At 65.9% G+C, this 21,296-nt stretch carries 19 protein-coding genes; 5 read left to right on the top strand and 14 right to left on the bottom strand.

Annotation, left to right across the window (positions count from 1 at the left end; genetic code table 11):
* Positions 1-3: 3 nt before the first annotated feature.
* The gene (locus EV643_RS41270; protein WP_133805692.1) at positions 4-378 is read right to left on the bottom strand and encodes a hypothetical protein; all 375 of its coding nucleotides are present in this window, start codon (positions 376-378) and stop codon (positions 4-6) included.
* A gap of 84 nt (positions 379-462) precedes the next feature.
* Positions 463-660 carry a hypothetical protein gene (locus EV643_RS41265; protein WP_133805691.1) on the bottom strand — a complete coding sequence of 66 codons (198 nt, stop codon included), beginning with the start codon at positions 658-660 and terminating at the stop codon, positions 463-465.
* A 1,397-nt stretch (positions 661-2,057) separates the two neighbouring features.
* On the opposite strand from EV643_RS41265, the gene EV643_RS41260 reads away from it, so the two are divergent.
* The 5 genes from EV643_RS41260 to EV643_RS41240 all read left to right on the top strand — a co-directional run bounded on the left by EV643_RS41260 (position 2,058) and on the right by EV643_RS41240 (position 7,934).
* Positions 2,058-3,230 carry a SagB/ThcOx family dehydrogenase gene (locus EV643_RS41260; RefSeq protein WP_133805690.1) on the top strand — a complete coding sequence of 391 codons (1,173 nt, stop codon included), beginning with the start codon at positions 2,058-2,060 and terminating at the stop codon, positions 3,228-3,230.
* Between the two features lie 150 nt (positions 3,231-3,380).
* Positions 3,381-4,451, top strand: coding sequence for a SagB/ThcOx family dehydrogenase (locus tag EV643_RS41255; protein ID WP_133805689.1), 1,071 nt, complete (start codon positions 3,381-3,383; stop codon positions 4,449-4,451).
* Positions 4,448-5,602, top strand: coding sequence for an aKG-HExxH-type peptide beta-hydroxylase (locus EV643_RS41250; RefSeq protein ID WP_133805688.1), 1,155 nt, complete (start codon positions 4,448-4,450; stop codon positions 5,600-5,602). The genes EV643_RS41255 and EV643_RS41250 overlap by 4 nt, the downstream gene beginning before the upstream one ends.
* A 46-nt stretch (positions 5,603-5,648) precedes the next feature.
* Positions 5,649-6,581, top strand: coding sequence for a class I SAM-dependent methyltransferase (locus EV643_RS41245; protein WP_133805687.1), 933 nt, complete (start codon positions 5,649-5,651; stop codon positions 6,579-6,581).
* A gap of 24 nt (positions 6,582-6,605) precedes the next feature.
* Positions 6,606-7,934: an MFS transporter gene (locus tag EV643_RS41240; RefSeq protein ID WP_133805686.1), complete on the top strand. Its 1,329-nt coding sequence runs from the start codon at positions 6,606-6,608 to the stop codon at positions 7,932-7,934.
* A 289-nt stretch (positions 7,935-8,223) separates the two neighbouring features.
* On the opposite strand, the gene EV643_RS41235 is transcribed toward EV643_RS41240, so the two are convergent.
* From EV643_RS41235 to EV643_RS41180, 12 genes are all read right to left on the bottom strand, one after another.
* Positions 8,224-8,532 (bottom strand): hypothetical protein, encoded by a 309-nt coding sequence (locus EV643_RS41235; RefSeq protein ID WP_133805685.1) that lies wholly within the window; start codon positions 8,530-8,532, stop codon positions 8,224-8,226.
* Positions 8,533-8,634: 102 nt separating this feature from the next.
* A complete protein-coding gene (locus EV643_RS41230; RefSeq protein WP_133805684.1) occupies positions 8,635-9,039 on the bottom strand; it encodes a hypothetical protein in 405 nt (134 codons plus the stop codon).
* A complete protein-coding gene (locus tag EV643_RS41225; protein WP_133805683.1) occupies positions 9,036-10,811 on the bottom strand; it encodes a type IV secretory system conjugative DNA transfer family protein in 1,776 nt (591 codons plus the stop codon). Before EV643_RS41225 ends, EV643_RS41230 begins: the two co-directional genes overlap by 4 nt.
* Before the next feature lie 5 nt (positions 10,812-10,816).
* The gene (locus EV643_RS41220) at positions 10,817-12,271 is read right to left on the bottom strand and encodes a putative type IV secretion/conjugal transfer ATPase (RefSeq protein ID WP_238166162.1); all 1,455 of its coding nucleotides are present in this window, start codon (positions 12,269-12,271) and stop codon (positions 10,817-10,819) included.
* Positions 12,268-13,704, bottom strand: coding sequence for an SCO6880 family protein (locus tag EV643_RS41215; protein ID WP_133805682.1), 1,437 nt, complete (start codon positions 13,702-13,704; stop codon positions 12,268-12,270). The genes EV643_RS41220 and EV643_RS41215 overlap by 4 nt, the downstream gene beginning before the upstream one ends.
* Complete coding sequence (locus EV643_RS41210) at positions 13,701-14,972, bottom strand: TrbL/VirB6 family protein (RefSeq protein WP_133805681.1); 1,272 nt, start codon at positions 14,970-14,972, stop codon at positions 13,701-13,703. The genes EV643_RS41215 and EV643_RS41210 overlap by 4 nt, the downstream gene beginning before the upstream one ends.
* Positions 14,973-14,988: 16 nt before the next feature.
* Positions 14,989-15,315 (bottom strand): DUF6112 family protein, encoded by a 327-nt coding sequence (locus EV643_RS41205; RefSeq protein WP_202870019.1) that lies wholly within the window; start codon positions 15,313-15,315, stop codon positions 14,989-14,991.
* A gap of 29 nt (positions 15,316-15,344) precedes the next feature.
* Positions 15,345-16,283, bottom strand: a complete 939-nt coding sequence (locus EV643_RS41200; protein WP_133805680.1) for a CHAP domain-containing protein — start codon at positions 16,281-16,283, stop codon at positions 15,345-15,347.
* The gene (locus EV643_RS41195; protein ID WP_133805679.1) at positions 16,280-16,897 is read right to left on the bottom strand and encodes a hypothetical protein; all 618 of its coding nucleotides are present in this window, start codon (positions 16,895-16,897) and stop codon (positions 16,280-16,282) included. The genes EV643_RS41200 and EV643_RS41195 overlap by 4 nt, the downstream gene beginning before the upstream one ends.
* 188 nt (positions 16,898-17,085) lie before the next feature.
* Positions 17,086-17,817 carry a hypothetical protein gene (locus EV643_RS41190; protein ID WP_133805678.1) on the bottom strand — a complete coding sequence of 244 codons (732 nt, stop codon included), beginning with the start codon at positions 17,815-17,817 and terminating at the stop codon, positions 17,086-17,088.
* Positions 17,818-17,961: 144 nt separating this feature from the next.
* On the bottom strand, positions 17,962-19,056 hold the full coding sequence (locus EV643_RS41185) for a toprim domain-containing protein (RefSeq protein WP_133805677.1): 1,095 nt from the start codon (positions 19,054-19,056) through the stop codon (positions 17,962-17,964).
* 675 nt (positions 19,057-19,731) lie between these two features.
* Complete coding sequence (locus EV643_RS41180; RefSeq protein ID WP_255513096.1) at positions 19,732-20,553, bottom strand: DNA primase; 822 nt, start codon at positions 20,551-20,553, stop codon at positions 19,732-19,734.
* Between the last annotated feature and the right edge of the window lie 743 nt (positions 20,554-21,296).

Below are 21,296 nucleotides of genomic sequence, written 5' to 3'. Positions count from 1 at the left end.
CGGTCAACCTGCTGCTGCTCGCAGCTGCCGCGCGAGCAGGCGAGCTGACCGGTAGGTGAAGGCTTCCTCGGCCTGGGTGATGATCCGCAGCTGGGCGAGGCGGCGGCGCAGCAGGGGCCGGATCCAGATGTAGCGGCGCCACCCGACCCGGTACTGAATCGTGGTGGAGAACAGTTGCACGACCAGCCACTCGGCCGGCACGATCCCCGACGTACGAACTGGTTCCTCGTCGTAGGTCCCTTCGCGGCCGATGTTCATCGCGGCCGGCGCTGTGGCCGGCGGGCTGGCCCAGGCCTCCCGGGCGTGGATGGTCACCTCGGTTCGCAGAAGCTCGAACGAGCCGGTTGTAGATCCGGCCGAGCTCGGTGCTCTCGGCACCGACCCAATCGGTGGCGTAGGCGAGAGCCTCCTGGATCTCGGCACCGAGCGCCTCGAGTCGCTCCAAGGTCTGCGGCTCGTCGTTCACCCTCCGCCGCACCCGAAGCGGAACCTGCCCCAGGCGTTCAAGGCCTTCGCCGCGTCGGCGTAGCCAGCCCGGATCGTGTCCGTGCGCGCCCCGCTGCGATCGAGGAGTTTGGTGGCCAGCGTCCCGATGACCGACAACCCGAAGGCGACTGTCACCATGGTCGACCAGGCGGCCGCACTGGCTGGATCCGGCATCGGTCACTCCGAAGGGTCGACTGCGTCGACCTCAGCCATTGTCAGCCGCGGTGGCCCAATGCGAGCGTGGCGGAACGGACCTGTGGTCGAGGTCAGCAGGCAGCGTCGGAGGCCCATCGCCGTGCCACGACTTGACCAGGGCCTGAGCCTGGCGGGCTCGGTTCACCATGTCGATGTGGACGGGATCGAACCACCAATGACCCAGGTCGTCGCGGGTGGCAGGGAGCCGGCCGCAGCGGCGAGCTGACGAGTGCGGGAGGACTCAGGCCGAGGCGATTCGCGGCCGATCTGGTGTTGATGTACCCCGCCGGCCCGGTCCGCGGCCGCGGACTCTGTGGGCGAGCAGGGAGGGCGGCGGCGAGCGCCCGTACGTCGGAGGGGTAGACCAAGCGTTTTGAACCGGGCCACGAGGGGCAGCTTGCCCTCGGCAACCATCTCGCGGACGGCAGCGACAGGGCGGTGCAATCGCTGAGCGGCCTGGCCGAACCTGATCGGCTCGCCCTTGGCGTGCACGTCGCGTACCTCGGAGAGCAGCAGCCCGCGGGAGGTGTTCGGTGCGCCGTGTCATCGTAGTCTGCCGCGGGTATCGGCCTTGGTGCCGGCGATCATCAGCAGTGGACGCGGCGCGAGCCAGCTGTTGTTGCGGTACGGCTCGAATTGCGCGATCAGATCAAACCGCGCCGCGCCCCAGCCGGTGGAACGGGGATGGTGACCGATCGGGGTGCGGTATTAGCCATAGCTCGCTCCGAACATGCTGCCGGCCGGGAGCGAAGTCTGCCTCAGCCTGGGTCGAGGGCAGCAGGTTGGCGGCAGCAGCGGCCGCCAAACAGCAATCCCCGAGGATCGCAAGCACATACGCAAGTGGCAAGGGTTCTCTGAAAGGCTCTCGAGGGAGTCGACGCGGCGCCGTTCAGTCGGCCGTCAGATCGACCGGACCCTGGGCAGACTGAGAGGCGCCGTTCGATAACCGATCAAATTTCGCGTCTGGTCCAAAAGTTCGTCACTCGAAGCCGCTTGACAGTCGGTGAGGTTGTGCTTACGGTCTCGTGGTTGACGGCTCAGTACAGGAAGGAGAAGATTATGTCAAGCGTTCGTCTCACAAAGAGAGACAAGCTCACGACTGAAGAGGACCGTAAGCGCTCCTATCAGGCGACTTTCGAGACGCCTAGTGGCCAGTTCACGTTGACACGCTCCTACCAGAGCGACCCCAAGCCTGTTCAAACGCTGGGGCACAGCAAGTAGCGAGCAATCGCCGTTGCATCGACGGTCCGGTCACCAAGGGCCAGTCATCACGGGCCGGCCCTTGGGGCCATCAAATGTCGCAGCGTCGCGAAAGGCCGCCGCCTGCGATCTCTGATGTGAGTTAGCCAGTGCTGCGCTTGGAGGGTGCAAGCACCATGACCCGAGCAGATACCCTCGCCCCAGCGGAAGTCGCGGCAGAGGGGGCCACAGCAGATACGTTTGAGCTCTCACCTCTTTTTCGCGCCGAAAGACGATCGACTGACGGCGGTTGCTTTGCCGTCGCGGCGGGTCAGGGCGCGACTCGTCAGATCTACGATATCGATGGCGACGATTCGGGAGGCATCCTCACGTGGCTGCTGTCGGTGTCGGCTGCGCCGCTGGACGACCTGGAGAGATCCGTTGCCCATCGACTTGAAGTAGAGCCGTCACGTGCGCACGAGCTGTGCGAACTCTTGATAGCGGCCCAAATCCTGGTGAGTGGGGCAGATGCTGCTAGGCTCCGCGAGGCGGGCCGACGTTGGGAAGCCTGGGGCTGGCGAGATGCGTTCGACTTCCACGCGTCCTTTCATGGCGACAGCTTCATGGCCTACGGCACCGAGCAATTCCGCGACTTGATCGATGAACTCGTCGCGGACGCCCAAAACATTGGTCCGCAGCCGTCGCCGTACAAGGAGTACGAGGGACGGGAAACGATTCCGCTGAGCGGGCTCCGGGAACTGTCCGGTCATGGTGTGACGCTCGAGAAGGCGCTCCTGGACAACTGGCCGGTTGCCTACTTCAACCATTCTGGCGTCGAGCTGAACGACGTTGCGCAGCTCCTCGTCGCAGCGTTCGGTGTCCTGCATGAGGTGAATGATGCCTTCCTCGGGCCGCACCTCCTCAAGGCCTATCCATCTGGCGGAGCTCGGCACCCAATCGAGGTCTACCTTGCCGCAAGGGATGTCCACGGGCTCGCACCGGGGATCTATCACTACAGCCCCGGCTCGCATGTTCTGGTTCCTGTCAACGGCGCCTCCGCACTTGATCCCATGAACGACGCATGTTTCCAGAAGCCAGGCATCGAGACGGCGTCAGCAGTTCTCTTCATGACTGTTCGCTGGTTCCGCCACAGCTGGAAGTACCGGTACCCCCGCTCGTATCGCATGGTGCTGATCGAGGTCGGCCACGCGATCCAAACTGCCTGCCTCGCCGGAGCTTTGACGAACGCGCAGGTCTATTCGTCGTACGCGATCAATGACGCTGCGATCTCCGACATGCTGGCCCTGTCCGACGATTGCGAGGAGCTTCCAGTGATGGCCTTGGCTCTGGGGATGGGAGGTGTTGTCTGATGGGTACCGCAGTCGAGGAGTCCGTCCGCTTTCGATGAGCTGGCTGAGTCCTGGCTAGTCGTTGATCCCGAGTTGCTCGTGCGGCCATCGCTCGAGGTGCCTGGTCAACTGCAGCTTGTCTGGGGTGAAGGTTCCCGGCGCGAGGAGTTCATGACGGATTCGTCGGCACTCGCTCAATGGGTGATGACCCTGCCATCTCCGATCCAAGGCGCGACGTTCGTTGCGAACGCGGCTGAGAGGCTGGCGCTGACTCCACACGATGCGAGCCGCCTGCTTGACGTCTTCGTGCGTTATGGCCTGCTGTCGCCGGAGCACCGTTCGCCAACGGCAGCGGAGGAAGCCTGGCGACGGCTCGGCTGGGGAGATGCGCTGACCTTTCATCGCGCAACACGCGGTTTGCGGTGGCGGCACGTGTATCCAGAAGGGGCAGAGGTCTACACCTTCTACCACGTCGACAAGCTCGTCGTACCGGACGAGCCGCGGCCGGGCGTCGAAGATCCGGAGCATCCACAGGAGGTGATCTTGCCAGCTCCCGCACGGCAGTTCAGCACCACGGAGCTCCGCGACGTATTGCAGGCACGGAGAACCTGCCGTAACTTCGCGCGCACATCGATCGACCTTGACGAGCTGTCGACGATCCTCCATTGGTCGTTCCGTCGTATCGCAGTTGTCGACTCAGCGCGGTACTACGCAACGCGCGTCGCGTCCGAATCGGGCAAGGTCGGCGACGCCTATCCGTTCCTCACCGTGCATGTGGTCTTCGATCCAGTTCAAGCGTCGGCAGCGGGTCTGGGCGGTCGGTGGCTTTACCGGTACAGCCCCCAACGTCATGCGCTGGTACCGGTAGGGCAACCTGAATCCCCATTGAAGTCCGTGTCCGAACTCCTGTGGGGTGTCGACTTTGCCGATGGGGCGCCGGCAGTGTTGATCCTGTCCATCAACTGGGCTCAGTACATGTGGAAGTACCGGACCTCGCACTTCTATCGGATGGCTCACTACGATGTCGGAGGGTTCGCGCAGACCGCACTCCTCGTAGCGACTGCCATGGGACTGCGATCCTTCGTCACGCCGGCCATCGACGACGACCGTCTCGTTAACCTCCTTCACGTGACACCCAGCGAGCAAGATCCTACGTACCTGATTGCCGTCGGAGGTCCCCGGTCGCGGCACCGCGCGCCGGGCCCTGAGCCAGCAGGTCACGAACCTGAGGAACTCTCATGACCGTATTGACCGAAGAGACACAACTAGGCTCGGTACTGTGCAGTTTCGCTGAGCATGATGAGTTTGGCTACTCGCCGTCGATCGTTTCGCGAGCCCTCGCAGTCTTGGCCTCGGGCGTGCAATCGCTGAGCGGCTACCTCGACCCTCCACTGCAGGATCGAGTTTCCAGGCTCCCGTTGGATTGGTTGTGCATCCTCGAGCGCGATCCGGTCGTGAGGAGCGCAACGGAGCAAGCCCTCTCGGATGAGGCCCATGCTGGCACGGTTGCCCCGGACTGCGCACTCTCTGAGCTTCTCACCGAGATTCTCGATTCGCTTGCGCGTAGGTCAGACCAGCACTCAACAGGCGAGGCCATGCCGCAGCTTCCCACCGTCGCGGCGATGACCGGGACGTGGCGGATTGGTCCGCCGGCTATCTCCGATGCTGTGCATGTTCTCAGCCCGAACATGGAGGATTCGCCTGTGTCCTCGACTTTCTGGCGCATGTTCCGTGAGTTCATTCACGACAGCGAGCATCCTGAGGACGAGCTGCTAAGCCCCGCGCCAAAGCACGTCGACGTGCTGCAGACGGCGTTGAACACGCTCTGCGAGGTCGTCCCTGAACTTGCGTCTGGTGTGTTCGCCCACGCGCCGACCTTGTGCATCGTGACAGACGATTGCACGTTCAAGAGTATGAGCCATCGACAGTTTCCTGGAACGATCTTCCTGTCTGAGCGGTCTCTCGATTCCGTGTGGACGACCGCGGATGCGTTGCTGCACGAGGCTCTGCATCACAAACTCCTCGACCTCCACCTCATCTCCTCGATGGTGCGCGCCGAGGTCGCTGGCGACGACTTCCCGATGGTCGTCTCACCCTGGAACGCGCCACCCAATGAATGGATTCTGGGGCGAGCACTCTTTGCCTTCCATGTTTACGCTCACCTGACAGCGTTCGCCGCATGTGCCCGAGTCCGCAGGTCTGACAGCAGTCCGTCGGTGAGCGAGCTAGCCCAGATGCAGTCTGTGGCGGGCAGGCGAGCGCACTATCTCGGCTCGCGTGTTGTGGAAGTCGGTGAGCCGGTGCTCAGTCCACGAGGCCATCGACTGTGTCAATGGTTGATGCACCAAACGATGGCGCTCGACGACGGGAGCTTTGCTCTTGGTCCGATCTGATTCTGAACTGAGTCAGGCTCTACTCCGCATCGAAGGGGTGTGCACGGTGGAAGTTTCGGCGGAAAAGACCGAGACGGCGCTGGCGTCGGTGAGCCACATGACCGATGACCGCTGGTGCCGATGGTGGACGCATGACCGCCTCGGCGGCGACCAGACCGCCGAGCGGCGGAGTTCTGCTGCGCTGGTACCAATCCGGGAACGGCTTCTCGATCGTGCGCGCCTCCGGCCGGCCGATGTGGTCTTGGACATCGGCACTGGGACCGGTTTCGTTGGATTCGGAGCGCTGAAGCGACTGGGCGAGGAAGGTCGGGTCATCTTCAACGACTTGTCTTCCGGTCTCATCGACACGTGTGTACGGCGAAGCGAGCAGCTTGGAGTAACGGACAGGTGTTCATTCGTCGTGGCCGACGCTCAAGACCTGGCGGGTGTGGAGAGCGAGTCCGCGGATGTCGCGACCGCCCGGTCGGTCCTTTGCTATGTCGCAGACCAAGCTGCTGCATTCGCTGCTATTGCTCGCGTGCTGCGACCGGGTGGGCGTCTATCTCTCTTCGAGACGATTCACGTGCGGCAATTGGCGGTTGGCGCACCGACCATGTTCGGTTACGTCGTTCCGGGTCTCGACAGGGCAGCGGCCTCCGTCGAGGCGTGGTTGCGAACCTCGACAGAGGGAGGCTCAGACCAACCAACATTCGACGAGATCGATCTCCTGGTCTGGGCCGACATGGCTGGCCTGGCCGACGCCATCGTCGACGTAGACCTTCGATTCACGACTAGCGCTGCTGTCCTGACGGATTGGTCCGCGTTCCTCGCGTCGCGGCCGCGCCCTTGGAGTCCGACGATCCGCGAAATCATGTCTGGCGCACTCGATGCCCAAGACATGACGAATGTCGAGGACCGGCTCCGGCCGATGGTCGAGCGTGGTGAGGTGCCCAGGCGTATCCAGTCGTTTGCCTACCTCACGGCCGTGAAGGCAGCGTGAGGGCGGCGGCTTGAGGCCGCGGCCATGGAGGCTGAGACAGTGCCGACGCCACAAACCGCGAGAAGCAGAGCTCGCCGTCTGCTGAGCCGGTTGTGGAAGCCGACAGAGGCGACGAGCCTGACGACGCTGCTTCGCCGGCGCGAGTTCCGACTCCTCTTCAATGCAAGACTGATCACCTATATTGGTGACTCGGTGTCGCCGATCGCGGTCGCCTTCGCAGTTCTGGAGGCTGACGGCTCGTCCGCCGATGTCGGTTTTGCCCTGACGGCTCGGATCATCCCTCTTATCCTGCTGGTACTCCTCGGAGGCATTCTCGCCGATCGAGCGTCTCCCATCTCGGTGATGATGTTCTCCGACCTCGTCCAGGGCGTGGCTCAGGCCGGACTGGCTGCGCTGCTACTGACGCAGCACGCATCGATCGGTTTGATTGTGGTCAGCCAGATCCTGTACGGCGTCGGATACGCCCTCCAGATGCCGTCGCTTGACGCACTTATCCCCAGGACTGTCGACAAAGAACAGTTACAAGCCGCGAACTCGGCGTTGTTCCTGGCACTTGGTATTGCTTTCATCGGCGCTCCTGCAGTTGGCGGATTCGCCATTGCGAGCGTCGGAGCCGGTGTCGTCGTCGCCATCGATGCCGCGACGTTTGTAGTCAGCTTTGCCCTTCTCTGGTCACTGCACAGGGTTCTACCGATCAGTCGTGTACCTGCGGAGCCTGGCCTGCTGCACAGCTTCAGCGAAGGCTGGGCTGAACTCCGAGCCCGCCCATCGATTGGGATCGGCATTATCTTTGGCGGGACGTATGGCGCTGCATTCGTCGCGTGCATCTCGGTCGTTGGGCCTGTCAGCGCCGTCGAGTGGCTCGGCGGAAGCGCGGGATGGGGCCTCGTGATGTCCTGCGTCGGGCTAGGACTGATTGGCGGCGCGGCGATGGCCATGAGGCTGGAGTTCGTCCACCCGCTGCGCGTCGGGTTCTTGATCCTCGTGCTTTCAACACCCCTCATGTTCACGATCGGCCTGCGCGCTCCGCATTGGCTCGTTCTCGCTGCCGCAGTCATCGCCGGCGTATCCATACAGTGGTTCAACGCCCTGTGGAACACTGTGCTCCAGGCGGTCGTGCTGCCCGATTTCCGTGCCCGAGTCAGCTCATACGACTCGCTGGTCTCCTGGTCCCTCCGGACTGTTCTATACTCGGTGGCCGGCCCGATAGCACTTGTCGCCGGCCTGCGCGCGACATGGATGTACGTGGGCGCACTCCTCATCGCCCTGTGCCTGCTACCGCTGCTCTCGCTCGAGGTACGAAACCTACGACTCTCGGCTGAGGAGCGACCGCCGCCGACAACAGCCGAATGAGCCCGACGCGCCAGATCGCGCCGACGCCAAGCCCGCCAGCGTTGCCGCAATTGCCTGGGTTTGCGGTCGTCACGGACTTCACCACCGAGTCCCAGATGCTTTGGTCGGCATCCGCCAGGGAGCTTGATCGCCGCGGGCGACTAGCGCGCTAAGCTGCGAACTATGCCTCCAAAGTGCGGGCCGATGGCACCTCGCAGGCGTCAAAGTTGCACCTTCGCGGGTCAGTGCGCGGGCCTGACCTTTGCCCGCATCCAGGACGGAATGTACGGGTCGGTCCTAGGGAACTCGGTCAGGTCGTCGGCCTAGGTCTGTGGGTCGACGGGGATTGACCAGTCGGCAGCCAGCCGAGCCAGCCCTCAGCGTGCGACACCCGCCCGGCCGCGTCGGCAGCGTAGAGGTAGCGGTCGTCGACGAGGTATACCGAGGACGGCTCCGGCGCCATCAAGTGGTCATACCACGGACCAGCTCGGCCCGAGTCCTCGTTGTGCAGCGGCAGGTCGGCGTACTGCTCCAGCACCCGCACCGGCTCATCAGGCCCGTAACCAGCGGCTGGCATGTCAGCCGGATCGGCCCGTTGCTCCGGCCGGGGAACGCTCATTGGGGCGATCAACCACGGCAATCACCGTAAACAGCTGAACGGCTCAGCACTGCGACTGCGGCCATCCCGACAGCAGGTGTCCATGTCGGCGGCAGTGGCCGTTCAATCGCTCGCCAAATCGGGGTCTGGATCGGGCTCGGGCCGATGGGCGGTGCGGGTGCAGCCGAGGCGTGAGGTCCATTCTCTGAGGCGGCGCATCGCTGGTTCTAGGTCGCGGTGGAAGGTGATGGGGTCCGAGGGGGATGCGTCGTCGAGGTAGCAGGCCTCCCAGAGGGTGCGGAGGGCGGAGAGTTCTTCGACCAGGGAGCCGTGTTCGGACCAGCAGGGTGGGAAGACCTTGTGGTCGAGCCGGTAGCGGGTGTGCAGCCAGTCGACCCAGTTGCGGAGGCGTTCGAGTTCCTCGGTTGTCGCGTCTGGGTCTAGGTCTTTCCAGCGGACGACGAGCGGATCTGCGAGATCGCCGGCGTTCAGGCTGAGTGCTCGGATGAGGTCGTGCTCGGTGGTCATTCTGTCGGTCCGCCGTGGGTCGTGGCTTGGGTGATGCTGCGGTGGATCTGGTCGGCGTCGAGGCGGTCGGTCCATGGCGTCATCTGGAGCAGGATCGGTGGGGCGGTGCGGGCCAGGAGAATGCCGGTGCCGAAGGGCAGGGTCCGGATGACGTCGGGCGGCAGGATGGGGATACGGCGAGTGCTGGTGGAGATGGTGCGGCCGCCGTCTGCACCGCGGCTCCAGTTGCGGATCTCGTCGTCTCGTTCTCCGCAGACGGCGGAGAGGTCTTGGAGGTCTCGGGGTTGGGCTGAGCCGCCGAGGATGAGGCGGAGGGTGGCGGCGTCCCACATGGCTGCGGCTGCTTGGTCGCCCCAGCGTTCTCTGGCCTGGGCGAGGGACTGGATCACTACCAGGGTTGAGATGCCGGAGCCTCCGCCGTCTGCCATCAGCGATGGGAGGGAGGGTACGGCGCAGAGGTTGGCGATCTCGTCGAGGACCAGGGCGAGTGGTGGTTCCATCCGGCCGCCTGGGTTGCGTGCGGCGATTTGGCGGGCGGATTCGGTGATGTCTTCCAGGAGGGCTGCGATGAAGGAGGAGGTGGCGCTGGCGCCGACTCCGGTGCCGAGGAGGTAGATGGTGCCTCGTTCGGCGAGGAAGGTCTTCGGGTCGAGGCCGGTGCCGGGTGGTGGGTCGAAGGCTTTGCGTACGGCGGGGTCGGCGAGTGCGGACAGGGAGGACCTGACGCCGGCCCAGATGGCGTCGCGGGTTCGGCCGTCCATGCGGACGATGCCGTCGAGGGTGTCGCCCCAGCCCTCGGCGGCTTCGGGTGCTCGGTTGAGGATGGTGACGGCTTCGATGGCGGAGGCTGGTTCGAGGCCCCAGCGGTAGAGCTGGCTGGTGCCGGAGCCGTCGATGGCTGCGGCGTGGAGCAGGCCACGCAGGGCCATCTCGGTTTGGCCGTGCCAGAACGCTCCGTCGGAGACTCCGCCCTTGGTGAAGCCGGCACCGGCTGCGAGGCCGCTGGCGTGCACGATTGCGGTGGTTGGGTTTTCGCAGCCGCGGACCGGGGACCAGCGGATGCCTTCTCGACCACCGAGTCCTTGCGGGTCGAAGATCGCGACCGGCCCGATCTGTCGACGGAGTGTGAGGGTGGCGGCGAGGTTGTCTGGGCGGGTCGAGGTTGTCACGACGGCGCCGGGGGCGTCCAGGATCGCGCCGATGATCTGGTGCAGGCCCTTGCCGGATCGTGGCGGTCCGAGGTGGATCTGGGAGTCTTCGACGCTGGCCCAGCATTCGCGGCCTCGCGACTGGCCGAGCTTGACGCCGACTTCGTCCGGTACCCCGCTGGGTGCAAGCGGTCGTGCGGCGCGGCCGCGTCGCAGTACTTGCCGGCGACCGACCGCCAGTTCGACTTCGGCACGGGTGGCGAGGCCACGCCGGGCGGCCAGTGACCTCATGCGGCTGGTGGTTCGGGCCTGGTGGTGCTGGGCCCAGCGCCGCGCAACCTCGATACCGGCCAGCGGCACCGCGGCCAACGAAGCGACGACAACCCAGTACAGGACGGCCGGCAGGCGACGGGGATCGAGGTTGAAGGCCGTCGCTGGGTGCGCCGGGTCGATCAGCACCTTGATCGCCGCGGTCCAGTCGGTTCGGACCCACTCCCCTGCCACCAAGGCGCTGCTGATGCCGCCGGCGGTGTAGAGCACGAGAGTTGCTGCCAGCAACAGTCCGGCACCGACGAGAGCGAAGTCGGCGAGGCCGTCGGAGTGCTTGCTTGTGCCGAGGTTCATCGGCGTCACATCCTCGCGTCGGTGTCGAACAGCTCAGCCTCCCGGGCATGCCGGACGAGCTGGACGACGAACGACCTGTTCGGCAGCCGCCACAACGCCCGTCCCTTCGGCAGCTTCGCGATGGTCGCGATCTCGACATCGGTCAGTCCGAGGAGCGTGGCGGTCCGGGCGAGCTGGTCGGGTTCTTGCCGGAGCATGATCCTGGTCGAGCAGTCGGCCAGCAGCCCCTCAGCCAACGCGCGTGCCTCGGACCCGAGATCGCCGACCGCGGCCAGGTCGGACAGCCGGTGAACGATCAGCACATTGGCGACGCCCCAGGCGCGGGACAGCTTCCACTGTTCCTGCATGCGGCGCAGCAGCGCTGGATCCCGCATCACGCGCCAGCCCTCGTCGTACACGATGAACCGCTGCCCACCCGCGGGATCGGAGACGGCGGCCTCCATCCAGGACGACGCGCACGCAAGGGTCAAGCGCAGCGCCAGGTCGTTGCCTCCAGCCCCGATCCAGGACGAGTCCAGCGTCACCATCGGCAGCGACGCATCGAACTGGGTCGTCGACGGCCCATCGAACATGCCGGCCAGGTCCCCATGCACCATCCGTCGAATCGCATGGGACACCTCACGCCCTTCCGTGGTGAGAATCCGCACGCTCGTGCCGACCGCGGCCGCCCGATCAGCGTCAGGTTCGAACAGCGCCACCACGACGTCGGGGATCGTCGGTTCCGCCGACGTGGTGACCGAATCCAGCGAGAGGTCCAGGCAGGTGTGCTCGATTGCGGACAAGGGCCGACCCAGCGTGGATTCGGCCAGGGTTCCGAGTAGCGCACGTCTGCGTGATCGCACGACACGTTGCCACTCGCCGACCGGTACTGCGCTGGGTCGTGTCCCCGCGTCGAGCGGGTTCAGCCTGGTCGGCAGACCGGGGCCGAGCTTGATCGCTGCTCCGCCGAACGCCTCGGACACCGAGCTCCACTCCCCCTTCGGGTCACACGGGACGTAGGCCTTGTGGCCGAGCGCGATGGACCGGGTGATCAGGGCCTTCGCGGTCGAGGACTTGCCGCTGCCGATGACGCCGGCGAGCAACAGGTTGGGGTTCGTGATGACGCGGGCCTGGTAGAGGACCCAGGGGTCGTAGACGAACGAGCCACCGCTGAAGACGTCGGAGCCGATGTAGGTGCCGTCCGATCCGAGCCCGCCTTCGGCCAGGAACGGATAGGCGACCCGCAGCACCCTGGTGGTCGCCCGGTGCGGGTCCACCAGCAGCGGCAGCCGCCGATTGGCCGAATACGGCGCACTGGTCCGTGGCGCACCCGCCGTCAGCGGGTCGCTCTGTGGCTGGTCCTGCTCGGAGCGACGGCCATTCGTGCGCGCGGCCTGCAGCGCGCGGCGGTTCGCTGCGCGCCGCTTCCGGCCTGCTCCGGCGGGCTCATAGAGGACCGCGTCCAGTGGCCGCCGGGTCATCCGAGTCCCACCCCGAACGGAAGCGCGGCCGCGAGGAATCCCTCGACCTGCTGCCCAACGAGACGACGCAGGTCCAGCAGGGCTTGTGAGGCCGCGATCTCGATCTCGGCACAGGCCTCGTCGAGTCGTTCCGCGTCGTCGGCCGACACGACCAGCAGACCGAGCCAGCGGAGGTCGCCGTGTCCTGCGGCCAGGTCCTTCTCGCGCTGCGCGACGTCGGCATCGACCTGGCGGTCCTCTTCGGTCTCCAGCTGCCCGATCCGTGCCCGGGTGGTGCGGTCGGTGATGCGTTCAACGCGGTGCCGCCGCGCGTCGCGTAGCGCCTTGCTGATCGGGATGGGCTGCAACACCAGGGTGAACGTGCGGCGGATCCCCGGCTTCAGGAGCAGCGGACTCAGGAACGACGGTGTGGCCCGGACGCGCGGCCACTCGGAGATGACGTAGACCCGGTGCAGCGACGAGTCCGTCCGCAGGTGATCCCACTCCGCGTCGATGGCCAGCGGTCCCGCGCCGGCGGGGTCGAAGTTCTCCGTGCTCGGGATCGTCCGGGTCGCCGCAGGATCGAACGCCACCCGAAGGCTCATCGCGAGTTCCTGCGCGTTGAGCCAGCAGCCCGCCACCCCAGCGGCCGCGAACGAGGTCTGGAACGCTCGCGCCTCGGACTCGAGCACGGCCATCGCCCCGGAGATGCCGCCACCGTGCTTGCGGACATCGCGGGAGATCGCATCGAGGTTGAGCGCGAACGCGAACAGGGTCTCGTGCTTGGCCACGGCCGGAGCGGCGCGCTGCAGCAGATCGTGGTAGATCGCGCCGCCGGGGTTTCCGCGATCAAGTCCACGTTCGCGGGCCCACTCACCGAGCCCGTCGCCAGAGTCGGGAAGGGTGCGTTCGAGGATCTGTGCCCGGGCGATCCGCCCGCCCTGGCACAGGCCGGCGATCAGGCGACCGTACGCCGCGACCCGGCGATCCTGCTCGTCGGAGTTCTGGAGCAGGTGCGCCGGTCCCTCGATCTTCGCCACCGCGATCAACCTGCGCCTGTGTGGATCGTGGACCGCGGCGACCGACGATGCCGCGTCCAGGATCCGCAGCTCGGCGGCCTGGCCGGGCAGCCGCAGCGATCCGTGATGAGTCGGCGCCAGCAGGCTGGCCCGGTAGGACTGCTGCCTGAACAACGACCGCACGAGGTGCGCACCCCGAAGCACGATCCACCGGTACGCCGGTAACGCCTCGACTCGGGCAAAGGACACGGCGAAGCACGCAACCACCGTTGCCAGACCCGCGATCCGCAGCGGCGGCTCCCAGCCAGCGAAGGCGGAGAACGCGGCGGTCAGTACGGCGATCGCGACCAAGCCAACCTGGACCGGGTGAAGGCCGAGGAGCACCGATTTGCGTTCTGGTCGTGGGAAGCGGGTGGAGATTGCTGGTGTCGTCACCGGTGATCCTCTTGGGTTGAGTCCGAGCCGTTGTCGGGCGAGCTGTCCGGGTTCTGGCCGCCGGGCGAAGACGCGTCGACCGAGGCATGACTGCTCGCGATGGCCACAGCGGACGAACTGTCCGAGCCCGAGCCTGCGGCTGGTGGTTGGGCGGGTTGCGATGATGCCGGTGTGTCGTCGTAGGACGAACGACCGGTCGACGACTCGACAGTGCTGTCGCCGGACGAGGCTGAATCAGTCGTGGAGTCGGCATCGTCGAGATCACCGCTGTCGTTCAGGCCTGGATCGGTGTCGCTGTCACCGTCCACCATCGGGTCTTCGTCGTCGGAGCCGCCGAAGTGATCGGCACGCCACTGCTGGGCCTGCTCGACCTGATCACGTGCCGCGACCGCACCGGAGGTCCCCTGCTGCAAGGCGTGCGTCATCGCGTGGCCTTGATCCCCTGCCCAGTGGATGAAGGAGAACGTCGCGAAGGGAGCGAAGGCGGCCATCGCGACCAGGAGGACCCCGGCCAGGAAGGTTCCGAGGTTCGAAGCGTTGCCTTGCCCGCCGGCGCCGGTGGCTGACAGTCCGAGGGTGAAGATGACCGCCATCGCGACCTTGGAGAACAGCAGCGCCCCGACCACTTCGACCCATCGGCGCAGCCAGTGCCGCGTTGCCGACCAGGTCCAGCTCGCCATCGCGATCGGCGCGAACACGACGAACGCAACCAGAGCGACCTCACGAACCAGCATCACGAAGTACAAAGAAAACAGCGCAAGGAGCGCGAGGAGGACTGCCAGGAGCAGGAATCCGCCAAGTGTTCCGGCCGCCAGGAGAGCACTGATGTCGGTCATCCTCTTCAGGCCCTCTGCAGTGGCCGACGTTCCGAGGACTGCGGTCGAGATCTCGTCGACGGCCGTGCCGCAGGTTGCCGTGATGCCTACCGCCATAGGAACGCCGGCGGTGCCGATCAGCGCGCCCAGCAGTGCCTGTGCGAGACGCGCTGGTTCTCGCCGGACGACTGCGGACATGCACTGCAGCACGACGACCGCCACCAGGACCGGCAGCGAGACCGTCACCATGAGGTCGAGGTTGTCTCGCCACCATTCCTCGTCGAACCGGGGTGCCGTGCTGGTGCTGAACGCGTTGAACACCGTCGCCGACAGGTCGGCCAAACCGGTGGCCGACCAGCGCAGGAAAGACTCCCATGCCGAGTTCGCGGCTGTGTCTCCGACACTGGAGGCCACACAGCTGACGGGGTTGAGGAGGCAATCGGTCCACGCCATGACGTCCCCACCCTGCCTAGGCGATGCTGATGCCGCTGAAGAACTTGATCAGCGCATTCGCCGAGCCGATGACGATCGCAGCGCCCGCGGAGACCAGGCAGCCGACCTTTCCCTTCCCGGCGTAGTGGGCGTTGTTGTTGTGACTGCCGATCGCCCAGGCGGCCGCCGAGACGACCATCCCGGCCACACAGATGACAAGCCCGAACGTCACCAACGCGCCGACCATCTGCCGCAGCGCGGGCAGGCCGGGCAAACCGTCGGCGTTCGGGGTGATCCCGGGGTCCTGTGCGTCGATCAGCGTGGTCAGCGCCCGCTCGCGAGCACCGACGATGAAGCTGGACATGTGATGCCTTCCTTGACTTGGGGCGCCGGTCAGGCGCCGGAGTAGATCGGCGGAGACCAGCCGAGATAGGTGGCGCTCCAGCCGGCCTCGATCGCGCCGACCTCGACCAGGTAGACCCCGCCGATTCCGAGGGCTCGGTCTTCGATGTCGTTGGAGACGATGCGGCCGTCACCGACATAAACGGCGACATGCCCGTACGGACCGCCGGTCGCCCAGAACAGGAGCGCGCCTGTGGGAGGTTGCCGATCGTTCGGGTGTGCATTGCCGGTGGCAACCATTTGCGTCCATTGCTCAGCGGCGGAGGTGTAGCCGGACTGGGCCAGGCCCCAGATGTTCGCGGCGAGACGAGCGCAGAGCTGGTAGTAGCCATCGCTTCCCACCAGCGCAAGAGCACGGGACACGGCAGCCTCCGCTCCCGGGAGCGCGCCGCTCTCGACGACAGGCCAGCCCTCGCATCCACCGGGGGCCGCAGAAACCAGCCGGGTAGCGAGGTCGTAGTTCCTGCGGTAGTTCCCGCCGTCGCTGAAGGCTGAGCGTTGTACTGCCTGCGCGGCCTCCCACGGCTCCATCGACGCCCACCCCGGGGTGTTCGCCAGCGCCATGAAGAACAGCCGCGACGCACCGCGCGGGTCCATCCTGACCTTGAGCGGCCCCCAGCCGGTGCGCTGCTGAAACAACCCGCGGGAATCCGGCCCGGCCTGATCGCCGTGGTCGAGATTGCGCAGCGATGACTCGGTCAGAGCGGTCATCACTCCGATGATCTGTCCGGCGCGGCCTACTCCGGTTCGCGCGCCAACATCCAGGACGGCACCGAGGTTGGCGCGCTGCTCCTCGTCGAGCGATCCCCCGTCGCCCGCTGGCACCGTCGTGCAGGCGCCGGCCGGGCGCGCCGCGATCGCGATCGGCGCGACCAGGCAGGCACCGACGACCAGGACCACGACGGCCGCCACAGCCGTCTTGACGATCACCGCGGCCCCTCGGCGGTCGCCGACCAGAACTTGCAGCGTGGCAGGCAGACGACGCCCACGGTGACCTGCCGCTGCGCGACCGACACTTGGTCGTCGACCACGCTGGTCTGCGTCCCGCGGACCACGTAGCCATGCCAACCCGCCGGAGCGCGCGGGTCACGCTCCAGCACCTTCAACTCGGGCGTGCTGTCGGCCGTGATCGACGTGACCTCAGCTCGGCCGTTGTGCAGCTTCAACTGCTCCCACTGCTCGGCGTACGGCAGCATGCTGCGCGCGATCCTCGGGCCCTCCGGCGGATCGGTCGGGTCGGCGAAGACGCTTACCGCGTCACGCCACTCGTAGTACCCGTGGACCGAGGTGTTGTAAGTCCAGATCGCCCTGCTGTAGGCGAGCGCGAACTCCCGCGGATCGGTCGTCGCCGGGCGCGTCCACGCCTCAAGGCCGCCGAACGATTCCTCGGAGACCTCACCGCCGGCTGGGGTCTCGGCCGCCTGGGCGATGGCCGAATCGCTGGGCGGAGCCTGCCACCGGATGAGCAGCGCCAGAATCAGCACGCACAGCAGGATCAGGATCACGATGGGATAGACCAGCTTCGATCGGAGGAGCTGCCGCATGTCAGAGTCCCCTCTCGATGTGATGGCTGATCCGGGCGCTTAGTGACGCTTCGATGGACGGGGGGAGGACACGCGTCGCCCGAAGGACCCGCAGGTAGAAGCGGGCCTGCTTGCCGTAGTACCGGGTCAGCCAGTTCCTGTGGCGACGCGGCTTCAGGTGTGGATTCATGGCGACTCAACGTCTGCCGTCAGGCCGCTTTGCAGGTACGCCGGGAAGGGCCCAGTGTGACCCTGCTCACACCCGCGCGGCCGCCGGTGAACAACGGGTCACGGCCGGCGGCAGCAACGACCCAGCGGCGTACAACTTGATCCGAGAAGACCTCGCGAGGCGACTCTCCCGACGCCAGCCGCGCCAACGCCGACGGGTTCGCCGCACCACCGCGCAGCAACCACGCCAGCGCCTCCGCCTGCGGCTGCGGCGCACCCGCGTCCACCAGGCGCGGCGCCATCGCAGCCCGGGTGAAGAACGGACCTTCAGCGGCGACTAAGATCAACCGACGAGCCGCCCGAATCTCTAGCCCGGCTCGGACAAGCTCGTCGATGATCTGGTCCAGCATCGGCCCCAGGTCCAGCAGGCTGCCTTGCTGATCCCGCTCGGGCACGAACCCGAGTGCAGGATGGCGCCGACGCCGCCGCGCTTCCGACCGGACCGTGTCCGAAAGGCGCCAGCGGACGACGTTCGCCAGATACCCCCAGGTCACGCCGCCCGCCGGTGAACGCACTGCGAGCCGCCGGCAACTCTCCCAAGCCACCGCCCGCGCCTGCTGCTTCGCCTCGTCGTTGCCCAATGCACTTCGCAAACGGCTGGGCATCGGGTCGACGATGCGCTCCTCGATCGCCTCAGCCAGACGCCTCGACGGTTCCACTGCCCAGTCCGAATCAGCCGCATCAGCGAGAAGTACGTGCAGCTCACCACTCATCGGATACTCCCTGTCCGCTGACCGGACCGTGCTCACGGTCCTTGATGGATTGGTGCTTGCGGCATCCATCTGACGGTCGATGAGCTGGGTGGAAGAACCCTGATTCCCGGAACGGGGAGTCCTGGAAATCGGTGCCGGACGGCCTCAGAACGAAGGGGCGGGCGGATCGACAGAACCAGGCGAGTCGTCCGGGTGACGAGTGACCCGAAGGACCGGCGCATGCAGCGCCTGGACGAACTCGCGCACGATGATCGCTTCCTCAAGCTCCAGCAGCTGCGACAACTTGCCGAGCGTGCCGGCGACCTGATCCTGCGGAAGGCGGGCAACCAACGGGGCCACCGCGCGAAGCGCATTCACCCGCCCACTGATGTGATCCAGCACCCTCGACCAGCGAGCCAGCTCAGCCTCAATCGCCACCTCGGCCAACGGCCGCGGATACCTCAGCGCCGCGTGCAGCTGATCAGGTTCGCCGGCCTTGATCAACGACGCCGGGTCATGGCCGCTCGGCAACTCGGCAGCATGCACGTGCCTGAAGAAGTGCGTGAGATCGTCCATGCAACGCACGGCCCCGCGTCGCCCACCGGAATCGTCATCGAAGGCGACGATGACGGTGTCCGATGATGAGAAGTGCGCGAGCACCGCAGCCTGCTTGAACGAAACCGCTGTGCCGCAGGCCGACACCCCGGCCCAGGCGCCCTCCGTCAGGCGACTGATCTTGTCCACCGCGGCCGCATCCATCGGACCCTCAACGAGCACCGGGATTGCGCCCTTCTCCAGCAGATCTCGCTGCTCCACGAGCCCGACAAGAGCATCCGACTTCTGATAGATCGGTGTCGTCGGCGAGTTGAGGTACTTCACCGACCCGCCCCTGGCGCGCCCGGTGAACCCGACCAGCTCCCGATCCGAACTCCAGGCCGGGAACATCAATCGGTCGCGGAACCGATCGATGACATACCCGCTCTGGGTCGTTGTCGCCAGCCCCGCCGATAGGAGAGTCCGTTCGTCGAAGCCCTGACTCTTCAGATGATCCACCAGACGCGCCCACCCATCCGGCGCGTACCCGACCTTGAATGCCGACTCAGTCGACAGCAGATTATGCAGACCGCGCTCGATCAGATGGTCCGCCGGCCAACTGTTGTGCGCGCGCAACAGCTCACGCCGATAGAACCGAGCCGCCGCCACATGCGCCTCGACCATCCGCCCACGCTCAACCACGCCTTGTTCTCCGCGCACGTCCACGAGCAACCTCCAAGCTGGGAAAGAGACATCCGTCCCTCCCAAGCTCGGCGGCCCACGTGACCCATCAAACCCGGATCACGGAATCCAGGACTCCTGGGCTTCCATTCGCACGCCAACTCGCACCGCTATGGCGGATTGCTCTCGCAGCGGCTGGGAGCATCCAGAGGCTTGCATGGCCGGCGATCTCATGGGGTTCGAAGGTATTCCGGCGAATCGGGGTCAATTGCCGATGGCTGGGTACTGATCGGTTCGCGCCTACCAGTAGGGGAACGGGTGCGTCGCGTCGGCTCGTGTCGTGCTGAGGGCTCATCCGCCATCAAGTCTGCCGAACGAGCCAATTGCGCGCCCATGGCATCGATCGCCTCGTCCAGCAGTTCGATCGCCCTACGGATTGACCAGCGCATGCCATCTTCCTGTTCCATCGCATTCCCTCCGCCTCGTTGCCGAACTCAACGGCTGCGGGACAGACCCATCGACATCTCGACGCCGATCAAGGAGTCCTGGAATGGCGGTTCGTAAGGGAACGCCTCGACAAGGCGGACGCCGTCAGGCGACTTGAAGCTGGCGGCCCAAGCGACGTTGGGTGGACGACGAACGCCCAAGTACGACGCAGGGGCGGCAACCGGGACCACTCCGGGCCTACCCCAATGAGCGCCGAGAGTTCGTGACCGCCGATCAAGGCTCCGGCGATAGAGCAGGCGGATTCGGATTGGCAGCAGGCAATCGGATCGGTGGCCGTCGCCGCTTTCGAGGCTGCCGATAATCCGACAGAGGTCGAGTCACCAGCAGCGAGTCGTGCAAGAGCTGCCGACTCTTTTCGGAGGTAATCAACGTGCTCGCCGAGTGCCCGGAGGGCAGCTCAACCGCCCAGACACGGGCGAAGAAGCGGGACAAGTCGTCCAAGTATCCGACGGCCGCCCGCTGTCCCTCACTGGAGTCCGCGAGCACGACGATCGCCGTGTCGGTGGCGGCGTACCGCCCGAGAATCCGCGCCTGCTCGGCCGACAGAAGCGTGTCACACAGCGGGATCCCGGCCCATCTGCCGACGGACAGCCTGCTGATCCGCTCGATCGCCACGGCATCCAGTGGATCGTTCACCAGCACCGGAGCGGCACCTTCGGACAGGAGATCATGCTGTTCTGCAACGCCCACCAAGGCGTTGGAGCGCCGGTGTATCTGCGTCGCCGGCGAGGCGACGTAGTACGGCTTGGCCCCTCTACCAACGCCGAAGTACCCCACGGTCTCCAGCCGGTCGTTCCACGACGGGAACATCACCTGGTCTCGGAATCTGTCGACCATTCGCCCCTCAGGGCTCAACAGTCCCAGCCCGGCGTTCCTCACGGTCTCCATGCCGAGGCCCCGCGCCCTCAAGTGATCCACCAATCCCGACCGCGAGTTGGGCGCATAACCGACTGTCCACGTTGAATCCGAGGTCAGCAGCACGCGGGCACCACCGCTCACCAGGTACTCATCAGCCCAACTCTTCCGCCGAAGCAGCTCCCGCCGGAAGAAACTGGGTAGCCGCTCGGTGTACCGCGAGCAGCCGCCGCCGCTCCGCGATCGTGGGCACAGAGTTCGCGTCAGGCGGGCGCCGGTTCACGCTGCCGCCGCCGAAGCCAAAGGACAGATCATAGAATCGACGGTCGTTCGACCCGCTGAAAGTCAGAACCCCGTAACGAACATCCAGGACTCCGCGATGGTCCAGTCCCACGGCGCTATACCGACCAGCTGCATTGCCATCGCAGGCCGTGAACCACTGCGAGCCGTAGGTACCACGGCTGAAGCCGCTGGCCGACTGCCGCTCAGACAACGGGACCGAGGTCTGCGGGATCGGAAGTCAAACCATCGTGGCCGCCAATCGCCGCGGTACGGGACAGGACATTGAGCCGCGGTGCAACTCGGCGATGAGTTTGGCTGGGAGTGATTGCTCCTCTGTTTGTTCTCGCAAGGACATCCTCTGCGGCTTCAACTCGCCGCACGTGAAGCGTGGGACGCTGCCGCCAGCCGGGGCCACGATCGACAAGGTTGCGACAGGCCGCTGGGATCGCTGCGGCTATCGAGTATCTAGATCGGCGCCATTACACCTTTGGGCCGAAGGCGCCCCGGATGACACCTGCGCTGGGTCTTGCCTGCCTCCTTTGCCCATCCATTGCCGGCTCTTCAAACTTGACCGGGCAGCGATTCTGGTCTGGCTGTGCTCCGGCGTGATTGCCGGGTGCAGAAGTACCGTACTCGGCGGC

The sequence above is a fragment of the Kribbella caucasensis genome, assembly GCF_004361855.1.
Lineage (GTDB): Bacteria > Actinomycetota > Actinomycetes > Propionibacteriales > Kribbellaceae > Kribbella > Kribbella caucasensis.
Note: the sequence above shows the minus strand (reverse complement) of the source record. Positions and strands in the feature narration are given on the sequence as shown.